The following is a 14055-nucleotide window of genomic DNA, read 5'->3' on the forward strand; positions in this document are numbered from 1 at the left end:
CCTTCCCAACCAGCGCGCCAACGCCGGTCTTGATCAGAGAACCTTGGACTTCAGATCATCCTCGGGAAGGTGCGCCCACTTTCACGCCCCCACACCGAGGGTCATCCACAAGTTCTGATCATTGCTCATCAGACGATCCGCGCGGTGCGTGACACCTTCGGCCGCCGCTCGCCGCAAGAACAGGCAGTCCTGGGCCTGTTTAACGACTTGAAGGCGGAATCCTTTGACTACCGTTGGCTGCTTGAAATGCGTGATGCACTGCTGCACGGTGACATCAACGCATTCAAGTACGACTTCGCGGCGCGTCTGCACGGTGAGAACGCCGTCAACGTTTACATGCATAGCCAATACATGTTCGACTTCACCAAGGAGGCCAGGAATAAGCCCTGGCTCAAGCGTAATGAGTTGCAAGACAGCAAGTCTGATCCCAGCGTTTTGGACATGATCCAGAAGGTCCAGCCGCTAATCGGGTCGCTGCAAGAGAAGTTGGACCGGATCCTGTATCCGGGCGCCGGGGAAGACGCAGCAACGGTACGCGAATACTTGGCCCTGTATCCCGATGGCGCGAAGGGGCAGCGTGCGTTCCAGAATGGACCGGGCTTCACTCGACGGAATATGGCGCCGCCGATGATCCTGCTCGCGCCGCGAGTGCTGGCCTTCGCGGCCAGCTTCCAAGGCTGGGAGGAGGAAGAGGATGACGGCGAAGCGGCAGTTGTTGCGGATGGCGACGACTGAATTTGGCTCGTCCGGGGAAGATGCTTCGTTCCGGCGTCCACGGCGCGTCCATAATTGGACGACAACTTGCGGAAATGGGCAAACGGTCAGCGTGGCCACTGCTGGCCCACTAGACCGTTATCTGCCCAGCTAGGAATAGGGGAATAGCGGTCCTGCTAGGGCTCCGCGAACCATTGCAGCTACTGGGCTGAGGCTGGGAAATCCGACTTAAAATCCGCACAGTGTCGGTTCGAGTCCGACTGGGGGCACGGTAAAGGTGCTGGGTAGTTGGTTCTTGAGGTTATTAAGTAGGTTAGGTAACCCTCTCGTTCCTTCCGGAGTCACGTGCCCGTGCGTTGCAGTGTTGCTGCTGTGATTCTTGAGGCGAGTACCGCAAGGTGGCCGGGTTCCGCGGATTTGAACCGCGGCGGGTCTTAGCCCGGGATGCCAGCCGCCGGTGTCAACAAATCTACGCAATCGAGTCGAACATTTGAGCGAATTGAGCGCCGCCGAAGAGGCCGCCTGGCGCTTCCCTCGGGCAGTCCTTCAGCGTTGCGACGTTGACTAGGACTCACCCCGGAAGAAACTGCGCAGGATTCGATCGGAGCCGACAGGTTTTTCCGAATTCGGTGCCATGAGTGTTCGGCAATCCTGAACACAGGGTGCAGTAATTGTTTCTTCCGTAAATTCCCGCCGCGGTGGTGTGCTGTGCACCACACACGGGGAGAAGCGGTCTGACGCTCACCGGGTGGACTCAGTATCGGGGACTCGCCAAGGAGAATCGCATGGCAGCAACACAATTGCCGATCCAGACGCCGGAGGCGCCGCAAGCGCACCCGCGAACACGAGCCGTCTCACGTTGTCGGCGGTGTGTCCGAGGGGGCGCTCTGGCGATGAGTACGGCTGCGAGTGGATTGGCGATCGTATTGGCAGCCTCGCAGGTGACTGCCGCACCGAGTCTCACTCATAGCCAGGTGGCCAGTGCGCCTGCCCACATCTCCAGCACGTTGGACGTCAGTCTGGCCGCGAGTTCGTCGCCCCTTGTGCAAGCCGCTGTTGCCAAGGTGATTGCAGCGCAAGCCAGCGTGAATGTACAAAACAACGCATTCGACTTTGTCACGCCCTATGACAAAACACTGATTCCGGAATTCAACCAAACTCTTGCGCAGTCGGTACTCGGCCTCGCGCTTGGTCCCGTTCTGGGCAACGCGATGAATTTGAATGGCGGTGTCGTGCCTATCGGTTTGAACGCGCCAGGCGCCAATCAGTTCCCGATGATCAAAGTCACCAATCCGGATGATCTGTACTACTTTGTAGCTCTCAAACCGAATTCAACATACGTGGTTCAGATTACTCCGGCTCCGGGCACGGGGGGTTTCTCGTTCGCGCCATCGGCGGGGCTGGTAAGCAAGCCCTCCGTGGGCCTCGATGACTTCACGCCCAATCCCGACGGCAGCTATACCATCACGATGAGCCCAACGCCCCAGACTGGTAACTGGCTGGATACCTCGAATCCGGACGGGGCTCCTATCAGCCAGGTAATCATTCGGGACACTGCCGCCGATTGGGGTGTTCTACACAACGCGGTGACAATTACGCCAGCGGGTGAATCGGCGCCTATCATTCCGCCTGTTTTTTCGGATACTCAAATTGCGACTCTGTTGTCCGTTGTCGCTCAACAGATCGGTCCGGTGAGCAGGAGCGGTCCCGTTATGGGAGAACAGGAATATCTCGGTGGGATACCGGCCAACACATTCAGTCCCATAGGTCCGCCTCCCCCCGTTCTCGGGACCACCAATGAAGGGCAGCAGGTCAGTACCTTCGGCAACTTCACGCTCCTGCCCGACCAAGCGCTTATCGTCAAGGTGCCCCCGGTCGAGGCCGGGTACCAAAACGCCGAGATGATCAACGTCTGGACGAACCCACTGGGTTCCTCGATCCAGACGGGCAGTCTTAATCCCAGTCAGACGTTCCGTGGCGCTGACGGTTACACCTACTACGTGATCAGTAGCTCGGACCCGGGAGTCGCGAACTGGCTCAACACTGACGGACATCCCGACGGGGAGGTGTATATGCGATTCGCCGACTTGCCTCCAGGCGGCACCACCGCGGATTATCCCGCTATCACGACCCAGGTGGTGAACCTTGCGGATGTAAAAAGTAATCTGCCAACTGATTTCCCCGTGGTCACCGCCCGTCAACGTGCCGCTGAACTCAATTTGCGAGTGCTCGAAAACGGCTACATGCTCGATCAGAGTCGCAACATCGGCTGGGTCACCTACACACTCGAGTTCGATCAGATCAAGAACGCAATGGGCGCCGACGAGTTCGACTCGATTTTCGGTAGCCAAAAAGACGTTCCTTCGGTAATGGACCGGATCTTCAACTCCAATTTGCGCCCGCATATCCTCCCTGTAGCCCAGGGTATGCTCGCGAATCCACGGGGCGCTTTCTCGGCACTCGTGCAAAATGTACCGCTGCTGGCGAGGGACGTTGTGTTACCCGTTCTCGTGGCCATCGGACGGGTACACGAAGCCATCGCGTCGGGTGCGGGTCTAGGCGGACTGCTACGGGTCTTGAACCAGACGATTACCGATCCGGCGACCAGTATCACCGCTGGCTTCATCAATGCACGTAACGACCTAGCGGTTGCCATGATGAATTCACACAGCTACGACCCGTTGACATCAAAGAATTGGGCAAACGTAGGAACTCAGCTGGCCGAGCTCGGACAACAGGCGTTTAAGGTGCTCGCGGAGGCGATCTCGCTGAAACCGCCAAGTGCGGCATCAGCGGTCACGCCGGCAAGTGCAGCGGAGGCGACCGCGTCGGCGGACGCGTCGGAATCTGCGGAGGAGGCGGCCGCGTCGACGGAGACGTCGGAATCTGCGGAGGAGACGGCCGCGTCGACGGAGACGTCGGAATCTGCGGAGGAGGCGACCGCGTCGACGGAGACGTCGGAATCTGCGGAGGAGACGGCCGCGTCGACGGAGACGTCGGAATCTGCGGAGGAGGCGACCGCGTCGACGGACACGTCGGAATCTGCGGAGGAGACGACCGCGTCGACGGAGACGTCGGAATCTGCGGAGGAGACGGCCGCGTCGACGGAGACGTCGGAATCTGCGGAGGAGATGGCCGCGTCGACGGACACACCCGCAACTTCGGCCAAGGCGGCCAAGAAGGCGGCCAAGAAGGCGGACAGGGAGGCCAAGAAGGCGGACAGGGAGGCCAAGAAGGCGGCCAGGGCGGACAAGGCGGCGGCCAGGAAGGCGGACAGGGCGGCCAAGGCCACCTCCGCCGGCGCCCGGCCCAAGCCCGCCAACTGATATGTAGGCCCGGTTTGTCAGTGGTCTGTCAGTCGGCAGTCAGTCGGCTCCCGACCGGCCAGGGGTAAGCGAGCACCATCCTCGGATTCCGCAGGCGTCGCCGATGACATCACGGCGCCTGCGGGATCGGAGGGACCCCACCGCAGATCGGTCGCCCCGCCCCTCGATGATCTGCGGGTACAGGAAAGTAGCCTCATCTCATGCGAGTCGAACGTGTCGCCTACTTCGTCGAAGCCGTGCGCGCGGGCTCGCTGCGGGCTGCCGCTGACCGCCTCGACGTCGCGCAGTCCTTGCTCAGTGACCAAATTCGCGCGCTCGAAGAAGAACTCGACGTCGTCCTGCTGCACCGCAGCCCGCGCGGCGTCATCCCCACCGCGGCCGGACAAAGGCTCCTGCCCCACGCCCTCAATCTTCTGGAAGCCCAACGCGAACTCGTTGACGCCGCGGGCGACCAGGGAAGCGCATTGACCGGTGTAGTCAGAATCAGTGCCGTACCCCTGCTCACGCCCGGGGCGATCGCCCCCATGCTGGCTCAGCTCCGCCAGTCCAATCCGGGGCTACAGGTATCGCTCCAGGAAACCTCGGACCGCGAGCAACTCGAAAACGCAGTCCGCCAAGGTATTTCAGACTTTGCTCTGATCACCACGCCCGGCCGCCAACCGCAAGTGGGCCAGGGCCAGGACATCAGTCGGCGAGTGTTGGCCAGGGTTCCGGTCGCGGTCTGCGTTCCCACCGGGCACGCCCTGGCCTCCAGTGCACAACTGAGCTGGAGCCAGCTCAGCGACCACGGCATCATCTCGCTGCGAGCCGGCACGACAATAGCGGAGATCGTGCACCACAACATTATTCATCCCCGCCTCGTCGCCGAGGTCGCTAACCTGTACAGCCTGACCGCCCTCGTCGGGCAGGGCGTCGGGCTCGGAATAGGAGTACCCGCCGACTCTCTGGACCACAACAACGCCACCACGTGGCTGCCGATCGAAGGCGAAGAACACGGACTGGCAATCCAGATCAGCACACGTCTGAATGCGCCCCTGCCACGCGCGGCTCACGTCGTCCGCGACCTGATCACACCGACCATTGGTCAGTTCGAACAACTCGGCGACCTATGGGCAGCGGCCCGTCGAACGCATCCCTGAAGTAACTATGGCGGGTAAATCACTGCGGCGCGGCGCGTTATCTGGTGCAGTGGAACAAGGTCAAACGGTCACCTGATCGTGTAGCGGACGCAACTGCGTTTTCACTTAGTCGTCGGCTTCCTGCCCGCGCGTCTGAGGAGCGCCACCCTGTACGCGCATCGCGGTGGCAACATGCCGAAGGCCCTCTGTGCTGCCCGTCCTCAGAAGGATGACCAGAACAGATAGTGGGCACGCGAGAAAGCAGACCCCGATGGTGACCGGCGCAACGGCCGTTGCCCGTCCCCACCCACATCGCGACCCCGACCCTCCCAACCTCGCGGTGCCAGCCCACGACGGCGCCGACTCGGGCCCGTCGAGCAGAGCCGTGTCCGCCGCAGAATCGGGGCCCGCGCCCGGCCTCCCGGGTTACGCTTCGCGCGTGGTCTCCGCCGTGCTGGCCGCCGAAGGCAGCGTCGCCTACACCGTGGGCGCCGCGCTGGGCGTTTTGATCTTCCCCGTGAGGGGGCTGCTTGCCCGCGCCGGCCAGGCCGCGGGCGGCCGGGAAGCCTCGTCGCCACAGCGTGGCGGTCCCAGCATCTCGGCGAGCCCGCCACAGCGGGCTCTGCTGAGTCGCCCGTCGGCGATGGCCGACCTGAACGGGAGCGATATGGCGAGTGATCACCGATAGGCCCGAGTCCGACCGGCTCGACGAAGATGCGGCCATCCCGCGGGCCCAGATCTATCTGCTCGGTGTGATCGCCGGATTGCAGCTGCTCGACCCGGCCGTGGCCAATACCGCCATCGTCAAGGCGGGCAAGGCGCTGGGTTTCACCGCGGCCGAGCGGGCGCTGGGGGCCAGCGTGTCGACGCTGGCGCTGGCGGCCACGGTGCTGGCCGCCGGTGTCGCCGCCGACCGTCTCGGGCGCCGGCGGGTGTTGGTCGGTGCCCTGCTCCTGGCGGTCATCGGCGACGTCGTCGTCGCGGTCGCTCCGGTCACCGAGGTCTACCTGGCGGGGCGGGCCCTGGCCGGCATCGGGCTCGGCGCGGCGCTGGCAGCCACGTTCGCCTACGTGCACTTCGTGACCCCCGGGGCGAAAGCCAGTGCCGCCCTCGGCCTGTGGAGCGCCATCATGATCGGTGTGCTGATCGTCGGCTCACCGGTCGGCGGGGCGATCGCCGAGGTGTCCTGGCGAGCGGCCATGCTGCTGGTGCCGGTGCTCGGAGTGCTGTTCGTCGTGTTCATACCGCGGGTGCTGCCCGTCATGCCGCGTTCGGGCACCGGCCCCGTCGACTATCCCGGACTGGTGCTGGTCGGGGTCTCGACGGTGCTGCTACTCTACGGCCTGAGCCGGGCGGCCGCCTCGCTGAGCTCGCCCACCTTCTACGTCCCCGTGGCCGTCGGGATCGCCGGCTACGGACTGTTCGCCCTCGTCGAGGTGCGCAGCGCGGCGCCGGCGTTCCCGATCAGGCTGTTCACCAGCGCCCTGTTCGTGGCCGCGGTGCTGGCTGGGGTGGCCTGGAACTTCGGTCAGGCCGTGGTCCAGCTCTCCACCAGCAACCTGTGGCAGTTCACCAAGGCCAGCTCCACCCTGACGGTCACGGTGCTGCAGCTGCCCATGCTCGCCGTGCTGTTCGCGGCATCGGTCATGGTCGGCAACTACCTTGCACGCCACGGCGACCGGCTGCGGCGGCTGCTGGGGTCGGGCTTCGCGTGCTGTGTCCTCGGTCTGCTGTTGATGGTGGTGGCCCGGCAGGCCTGGCCCGCGTGGGTGGTGGTCCCCGGCACCATCGTCGTCGGGATCGGCCTGGCATTGATCTCGGTACCCCAGGCCGCCATGTTCGTCGCCGAGGCCCCGGCCAAGCACCTCGGGTCGGTGACCTCGTTTCGCACTACCGTGGGACAGATCGGCTACGCCGCCGGGCTGGCCCTCAGCGTGGTCTTCGTGCAGTCCTTCGGCCACGCCCGCTTCGCCGGGGCGCTGCAGAAGGCCGACATCGTCTCCCCGGCGCAGGTCGCGGCCGGTGTCGACGAGGTGCGCAGCTTCGCCCAACAGCAGGTCGAGCCCACCACCGCGCTCGGCAGGGCCGCCGTGGAGGCCGCCGAGAAGGCCTACACCCAGGGGTTCGACATCACGATGGCGGTCTGCGCCGCACTCATCGCGCTGATGGGGTTCGCCACGTTGTTCGCGCTGGACGCCGGCGGCACCGTCGAGCGGTTCAGACGCGGACTGCGCGCCGCGCGCGATCGCGGTGCCGGCCCACCGGAAGGCTCCAAGCGACAACAAGGGGGAATGCGATGAGCACCGCACTGACCATCTACACCGCCAAACGGATCGAAACGATGTATCCGTATCGCCCCAGCGTCGAGGCGGTCGGCGTGCGCGACGGGCGCGTCGTCGGGGTGGGGACCGTCGACGAACTGGCCGGCTGGGGTGAGCACACCGTGGACGGGACCTTCGCCGACAAGGTGTTGATGCCGGGCATGGTCGAGGCGCATGCCCACGTGCACGCAGGGGCGATGTGGCGCTGGCCCTACGTCGGGTGGTTCGAGCGTCGGGCCCCCGACGGCACGATGCAGGCCGGTCTGCGCAGCAAGGACGCCGTCATCGCCCGGCTGAAGCAGGCCTCCGAGGCGATGGCCGACCCGGCCGAGCCGCTGATCGGCTGGGGTCTGGACCCGATCTACTATCCCCCCGGAGTGGAGTTCACCGCCCGCGATCTGGACCGGGTGTCACCCCAGCGGCCGATTTTCGTCCAGCACGCCAGCGGGCATGTCGCCGTGGTGAACTCGGCGCTGATGAGGCAGGAGGGGATCGGCCCGGACACCGACGTCGACGGCGTCCTCAAGGACGCCGACGGCCGGCCGACCGGTGTGCTGCAGGAGGTCGCCGCGATGGGCTGCGCCCCGAGCATGATGGGCACCTTCATGACCGCCGCCAACGACGAGCTGGCGATACGCACCTGGGCCGCCGAGGCCCGCAACGCCGGGGTGACCGCCCTGGGCGAGCTGGCCTCGGCGAACATCTACACGGCCGGGATGCCGCAGCGGTGGGCGAACGTCGTCAACGACCCCGACTTCCCGGCGCGGGTGTCGATCCTGGCCTGCACCGCCTTCGGCGGCCCGGCTGACCCCACCGAGGCCGCCGAATACGTCACCGCACTGGCCGCCCAGCAGACCGACAAGCTGCGCTACCCCGGAATAAAACTCGTCATCGACGGTTCGCCGCAGGGCTTCACCGCGTGCTTCCGCTTCCCGGGCTACTTCAACGGGGCCCCGCAGGGGATCTGGAACATCGATCCGCACGAGCTGCCCCGCATCGCCGAGGCCTTCCACCGGGCGGGCCTGATCATCCACTGCCACTGCAACGGCTCGCTGGCGGTGGACGCGTTCCTCGACGCGATCGAGCACGCGCTGACGGCCGCACCGCGCTTCGACCACCGCCACACGGTCCAGCATTCGCAGTTCTCCACTCCCGACCAGTACCGGCGCATGCGGGCGTTGGGGATGTGTGTCAACGTGTTCTCCAACCACATCTACTACTGGGGTGATCAGCACGCGTCCATGGTGGTCGGGCCCGACCGCGCCGACGGGATGGAGGCCGCGGCGACCGCACTGCGCGAAGGCGTTCCGCTGTCGCTGCACACCGACGCGCCGATCACACCGCTGGGTGGGCTGCACTCGGCCTGGTGTGCGGTCAACCGGATCTCGGCCACCGGAAGGGTTTACGGCCAGTACGAGAAGATCGGCGTTCCCGAGGCGTTGCAGGCCGTCACGATAGGAGGCGCCTACCAACACAAGTGGGACGCCGAGATCGGATCCATCGAGCCGGGCAAGTTCGCCGATTTCGCGGTCCTCGAACAAGACCCGCTCGCGGTGGATCCCAGCGAACTGCGCGACATCGAGATCTGGGGCACCGTCGTGGGTGGGGTGCCTCGGCCCGCACCCGGAAACGCCTAGCGGGTGCCCCGGTGAGCGCACCGGTCCCGGTGACGGTGATCGCCGGCCCGTTGGGGTCGGGCAAGACGACGCTGGTCAACCACATCCTGCGGCGGACGGTCGGTCACCGGATCGCGGTGCTGGTCAACGACTTCGGTGACCTCGACATCGACGCGGCGATGATCGAGTCGGCGGGTGCGGAGACGATCAGCCTGCGCAACGGCTGCATCTGCTGCAGCCTCGGCGACAGCCTGAGCGAGGGGCTGGCCGCATTGCTGCGGTCGGATCAGCCACCCGATCAGATCCTGGTGGAGGCCAGCGGGGTGTCGCTGCCGCGCGGGCTCGTCGGCGCGGTGGGTGGGCCGGGCCTGCGGCTCGACGGCATCGTGGTGATGGTCGATGCGGTGGACGTCACCGTCCGGGCGCGGGATCGCTACGTGGGCGAAGCCGTGCGCGAACAGATCGCCAGCGCCGACATGCTCGTGCTCAACAAGGTCGAGGAGGCCACCGCCGACCAGCGCCGTGCCGCCCGGGCGCTGGTGGGTGCGCTGGCGCCCGCCGTTCCGATGCTGCAGACCGCCGGCGGCGCGGTGCCACTGGATGTACTGCTGGGGCCTTTGCAGCCCCATGGCCGAGACCGGGCGGCGCCGCCGGGCCCGGACGGACACACCGACCTCGACACCGCGAGCTTCGATTCCGACGACCCGGTCGATGCCGAGGCCCTGCAACGCTGGCTCGACGAGCTGCCCGACGGGGTTCTGCGTGCCAAGGGGATGGTGCGGCTGGCCGGCGATCCCACCGCGGTGCGGGTGGTGCAGGTGGTGGGGACCCGCAGACGCCTCACCCGCGCGGATTCCGCGGCGGCGCCGGCCGGAGCTCGGTTGGTGGTGATCGGCGTCCCGGGGTCACTGCACGACGAGCTGTTCGCGCCGCTGGCCGCCCGCTGACCGGCCACCTGCGCCGCTCATGGCCGGGTAGGCGTATTGCCTCACGGCCCGCATTGACGACGGGGCCGCGCCCCACCGGTCAGGTATCCACCTCCATCTCGACCAGCACCCGACGCAGCAGCTTGCCGGTGGCGTTGCGGGGTAGGTCCTCGACGAACACCACGTCGCGGGGCACCTTGTGGCGGGCCAGGTTGTTCTTCACGTACTGCTTGATCTCCTCGGCGTCGCGCCCGGCGCCCCGCTCGGAGACGACGAAGGCGCGCAGGCGTTTACCGAACTCGACGTCGTCGACACCGACGACGGCCACCTCGACGATGTCCTCGCGTTCCTCGAGCAGGTTCTCCACCTCCTGCGGGAAGACGTTCTCACCGCCGGACACGATCATGTCGTCGTCGCGGCCGTCGACGAACAGCAGCCCGTTCTCGTCGAAATGGCCCATGTCGCCGCTGGACATGTAGCCGTCGATGATCTGCTTGGTGCGCCCGTCGGTATACCCCTGAAACGGTGCGCCGTTGCGGATGAAGATCCGCCCGCGCCGGTTCACGCCGTGGATGCGCTGGTCGTTCTCGTCGTAGAGCACCACCTCGCAGGTGATCGGGGCGCGGCCGGCGGTGCCGGGTGCGGCCCGCAACTCGGCGGGGCTGGCGACGGTGGCGACGGCGCACTCGGTGGAGCCGTACATGTTGTAGAGAACGTCGCCGAAGAGGTCCTGGGCCCGGGTGGACAGCTCGGGGCTCAGCGCCGAGCCGGCGATCAGGATCACCTTCAGCGAGGACGTGTCGTATTTGGCCATCACGTCGGGACCCAGCTCGACCATCCGGTGCAGCATCGTTGGCACCGCCACCAGCATGTCGGCCTTGTGCTCGGCGATGAGCTGCAGGGTGCCCTCGGCCTTGAACCGCCGGGCGGTCACGATCTTGTTGCCCAGCGCGGCGCCGACGGTGTAGGTGGCCCAGCCGGTGCTGTGGAAGATCGGCGAGACGATGACGATCGTGCCCTTGCGGGGGAAGGGGATCCGGTCGACGATCTGGGCGGTCGCCAGCGGGGACACGGTGTCGCGCGGTGCCCCCTTGGGCAGCCCGGTGGTGCCGCTGGTGAGGATGACCGAGCCGCCGGGCCTGCTGGGCGCCGGCAGCGGCTCGGTGGAGTTGGTCGCGATGATCTCGTCGAGGGTCTGCGCCCCCTCGGGGAGCGCCGCGTCGGCGTCCACCCAGGTCAGGATGCGGGGTAGGTCGGGGGGCAGCGCGTCGAGCAGCCCGATGAACTCGCTGTCGTGCAGCACCACGGTGACCTTCTCGCGCTCGCAGACCTGGGCGAACTGCGGCTTGGCGAACCCGGTGTTCATCAGCACCATCCGCGCGCCCAGCTTGCCGCACGCGGCCATCGCGATGAGCAGGCCGCGGTGGTCGCGGCACAGCAGCCCGACCACCGAACCCTCCACCACACCCAGGGACCGCAGACCGTGCGCCAGCGCCCAGGACTGGTCGTCGACCTGCCCGTAGGTCAAGGTGCCGCGCTCGTCGGCGACCGCCGGCAGGTCGGGAAACCGGCGCCCGCCCTGGATGGCCATGGTCGCCTGCGGTCCGTAGACCCGGACCAGCTTGGCGCCCCGCAGGGTGCCGGGCAGGTCTGCGACGTCCAGAACACCGGTGTCGAAGAGTCGTTTCGCCGCGCGCCCCGACTCGCTCAGATGCGTCAGCCTCTGTCGAAGAGCGGTCACCAGGTCGGACATCGTGGCCCCCTCAGCATCACGCCTCGATCCACGGTAACAGCCGAGATCGGTCGTGGTGCCGAATCCACGATCCCCCGTTAGGGCAGGTCGCGCCAGTGATTGTCAGCCTTCTTGATGACCGCCGGACACCGCCGCGTCCCCGGCTCGAAGCACGCTCTGCGGGGCGATCGGAGCGAAGCGAAGAGCGGGCCACCAGGCCCGCGCGGTCAGCGTGTCGAGGCCGACAGCAGCCCCGCCAGTTCGTCGAGCGTTTCGGCGGTGAGGTCCGCGTCGGGGTCTTCGGATGCGGGCGCGCCGGAACCGTACTCCAGGGGGCGACGGACGAACGCGGTCTGCAGGCCCGCCGCGCGGGCGCCGTCGAGGTCCCACGGGTGGGCGGCGACCAACATCAGCTCAGCGGGTTTGACCTCCAGCAGCTTCGCGGCGGTCAGATAGGCCTGCGGCGCAGGCTTGTACGCGTTGGCCAGCTCGGCCGACAGCACACAGTCGAAGCGCAGATCGCCGTGGCGTGCCAGGTCGATGAGCAGAGCGATATGGCCGTTGGACAACATCGATATGACATGCGTGCGACGCAGTGATTCCAGCCCACAACGCACATCCGGCCAGGGCTCCAACGTGTGCCATGCGCGTACGAGTTGACTCCGCGCCGACCTGGACAGATCCAGGTCCTTCTCGGCGAGGACTTCGTTGAGCGTCACCATGTGCAGATCGTCGAAGTTGGCCCAGGGCCGTCGGTGCTCGTTGACCTCGGCGAGGATCGGTCGGTACTTTGCGCGCCACGAGTCGGCCAGTGCTGCGGCGTCGGCCGGGGCGCCCGCCTCGGCGAACGCGCGGGCAATGCCGGAACGCCAGTCCACCAGCGTGCCGAAGACGTCAAAAGCGAGTGCCCTGGTGGCCATGATTCAACGGTACCGCCGGCACAACGGGGGCCGAGAGTCACGCGATGGGAATCGCGCCTGACTGCCCCGTGCGCCAACCGTCCCTTCGTGCTCGAGCAGCCCAAGAACGTGTGATCACCGCGGTAAGTAAGCATCTAACCCCGCTGCGCCGCAACGGGGTCCAGACCCACCAACTCGGCGAGCTGCTCCGGCGAATACTGCCCGGTTCCCTGACCGTCGCGCGAGGCGGCACGCGCAGCACGGGTCAACGCGGCGTTGACCGGCGCCGCGATGCCGTGCCGGTGCGCGAGTCGCACGATCTCGCCGTTGAGGTAGTCGGTCTCGACGTTGCCGGTGTTGCGGCTCAGCGACTGGGAGGTGGAGTTATTCGGTGCGTCCTCGAACCCGGGCACCGGGCGCGGGTGCGGTCCGTCGGAGCGGACGGCGTCCGACGTCTCGAACGGCACGAAGTCGATCCCCGCGCGGCGCAGCACGTCGCTGCCCTCGGCGATCGCCGCGCCCACCACCTGGCCCACGTCGGCGTCGCGCCGCGCCAGGGCGTCGATGGCGTTCCCCAGGTTCATCAGCAGCTTGTTGTACTTCCACGGCGCGACGTCCCCGGGTGTGCGCACCCCGATCCCCGCCGCCGTCCACGTCGCGGCCAGCTCGGCCAGGAACTCGCCGTCGGCCGCGGTGTGGATCGAGGCCGGCCAGCGCGCAATGTGGAACTGGCCCACAACCGGCCACGACCGCACGATCACCTCACCGGGGTCCAGGTGGACCGCGGGGCACCAGACGCAGACACCGAACACCCGCGCGAAGTACCGCAGTGCCTTCTCCTCGGCGACCACGCCGTTGAGTGCGGTCAGTACGGGCAGGCGTTCGCCGGCGGTGGTCACCGTGCCATCCGGGAGATGCACCGGGTGATCGACCCACTGCTCCAGTGCGGCGTCGAGTTGTTGGGTCTTGGTGGCGAATACCAACACGTCACGGTCGGTCAGGCGCAGATCCTCCGGGCTGGACACCGTCTGGATGGGTGCGCGGAAGGTGCCGTCCGGGGTGCGCAGGGTCAGCCCGTCAGCGGCCAGGGCCTCGGCGTTTCGGCCCCGCGCCACCAGCACCACGCGCACGCCGGCGCGCGCCAACACCCCGCCCAGACAGCCGCCGATTGCGCCGGCGCCGATCACCACGTATCGGTAGTCGTTTCCGGTAGGCACCCGCCGCTCCTTCCGTTGAGTCACGACGTGCAACCGGGGTGACAGTGCGGCGCATTCCTGGCTGCGGGCGTTCCCAGGTGTCTCACAGCACCAGATCGGCCAGCCGGTTCACCTCGTCCAGGTACGGCCAACGTCGGCTCGGATCCTGAATTTTTCGGCCCCAGCCCCGTGTCCTCGGCGTGCCAG

General features: G+C 66.7%; 10 protein-coding genes. 7 read left to right on the forward strand and 3 right to left on the reverse strand.

Translation table 11 applies throughout. The annotated features are described in order from the left end of the window. Nucleotides 1-144: 144 nt before the first annotated feature. From CSR00_RS11140 to CSR00_RS11170, 7 genes are all read left to right on the forward strand, one after another. Nucleotides 145-735, forward strand: a complete 591-nt coding sequence (locus tag CSR00_RS11140; RefSeq protein WP_176562012.1) for a hypothetical protein — start codon at nucleotides 145-147, stop codon at nucleotides 733-735. Nucleotides 736-1607: 872 nt separating this feature from the next. After that, nucleotides 1608-4040, forward strand: a complete 2433-nt coding sequence (locus CSR00_RS30640) for a DUF1214 domain-containing protein (protein ID WP_176562013.1) — start codon at nucleotides 1608-1610, stop codon at nucleotides 4038-4040. A gap of 200 nt (nucleotides 4041-4240) precedes the next feature. Next, nucleotides 4241-5179, forward strand: coding sequence for a LysR family transcriptional regulator (locus CSR00_RS11150; RefSeq protein ID WP_099022471.1), 939 nt, complete (start codon nucleotides 4241-4243; stop codon nucleotides 5177-5179). Nucleotides 5180-5597: 418 nt separating this feature from the next. Further along, on the forward strand, nucleotides 5598-5846 hold the full coding sequence (locus CSR00_RS11155; RefSeq protein ID WP_141564333.1) for a hypothetical protein: 249 nt from the start codon (nucleotides 5598-5600) through the stop codon (nucleotides 5844-5846). Beyond that, complete coding sequence (locus CSR00_RS11160; RefSeq protein WP_176562014.1) at nucleotides 5833-7458, forward strand: MFS transporter; 1626 nt, start codon at nucleotides 5833-5835, stop codon at nucleotides 7456-7458. Before CSR00_RS11155 ends, CSR00_RS11160 begins: the two co-directional genes overlap by 14 nt. Further along, complete coding sequence (locus CSR00_RS11165) at nucleotides 7455-9116, forward strand: amidohydrolase (RefSeq protein WP_099022474.1); 1662 nt, start codon at nucleotides 7455-7457, stop codon at nucleotides 9114-9116. The genes CSR00_RS11160 and CSR00_RS11165 overlap by 4 nt, the downstream gene beginning before the upstream one ends. An 11-nt stretch (nucleotides 9117-9127) precedes the next feature. Then, nucleotides 9128-10042: a CobW family GTP-binding protein gene (locus tag CSR00_RS11170; RefSeq protein WP_176562015.1), complete on the forward strand. Its 915-nt coding sequence runs from the start codon at nucleotides 9128-9130 to the stop codon at nucleotides 10040-10042. A gap of 79 nt (nucleotides 10043-10121) precedes the next feature. Here the strand turns inward: CSR00_RS11170 and CSR00_RS11175 are convergent, their stop codons facing one another. The 3 genes from CSR00_RS11175 to CSR00_RS11185 form a co-directional block, all read right to left on the reverse strand. Then, nucleotides 10122-11774, reverse strand: a complete 1653-nt coding sequence (locus tag CSR00_RS11175; protein WP_099022476.1) for an acyl-CoA synthetase — start codon at nucleotides 11772-11774, stop codon at nucleotides 10122-10124. A gap of 206 nt (nucleotides 11775-11980) precedes the next feature. Then, nucleotides 11981-12673 (reverse strand): haloacid dehalogenase type II, encoded by a 693-nt coding sequence (locus CSR00_RS11180; protein ID WP_099022477.1) that lies wholly within the window; start codon nucleotides 12671-12673, stop codon nucleotides 11981-11983. 134 nt (nucleotides 12674-12807) lie between these two features. After that, nucleotides 12808-13869, reverse strand: coding sequence for a ketopantoate reductase family protein (locus CSR00_RS11185; protein ID WP_099022478.1), 1062 nt, complete (start codon nucleotides 13867-13869; stop codon nucleotides 12808-12810). Between the last annotated feature and the right edge of the window lie 186 nt (nucleotides 13870-14055).

Origin of the sequence: Mycolicibacterium palauense (assembly GCF_002592005.1) — a bacterium.
Lineage (GTDB): Bacteria > Actinomycetota > Actinomycetes > Mycobacteriales > Mycobacteriaceae > Mycobacterium > Mycobacterium palauense.

Excerpts from the sequence above, each read along its gene's own strand:
- CSR00_RS11180 (WP_099022477.1), bottom strand. The coding sequence starts at position 12,673 with ATGGCCACCAGGGCACTCGCTTTTGACGTCTTCGGCACGCTGGTGGAC.
- CSR00_RS11150 (WP_099022471.1), top strand. The coding sequence starts at position 4,241 with ATGCGAGTCGAACGTGTCGCCTACTTCGTCGAAGCCGTGCGCGCGGGC.
- CSR00_RS30640 (WP_176562013.1), top strand. The coding sequence starts at position 1,608 with ATGAGTACGGCTGCGAGTGGATTGGCGATCGTATTGGCAGCCTCGCAG.
- CSR00_RS11165 (WP_099022474.1), top strand. The coding sequence starts at position 7,455 with ATGAGCACCGCACTGACCATCTACACCGCCAAACGGATCGAAACGATG.
- CSR00_RS11175 (WP_099022476.1), bottom strand. The coding sequence starts at position 11,774 with ATGTCCGACCTGGTGACCGCTCTTCGACAGAGGCTGACGCATCTGAGC.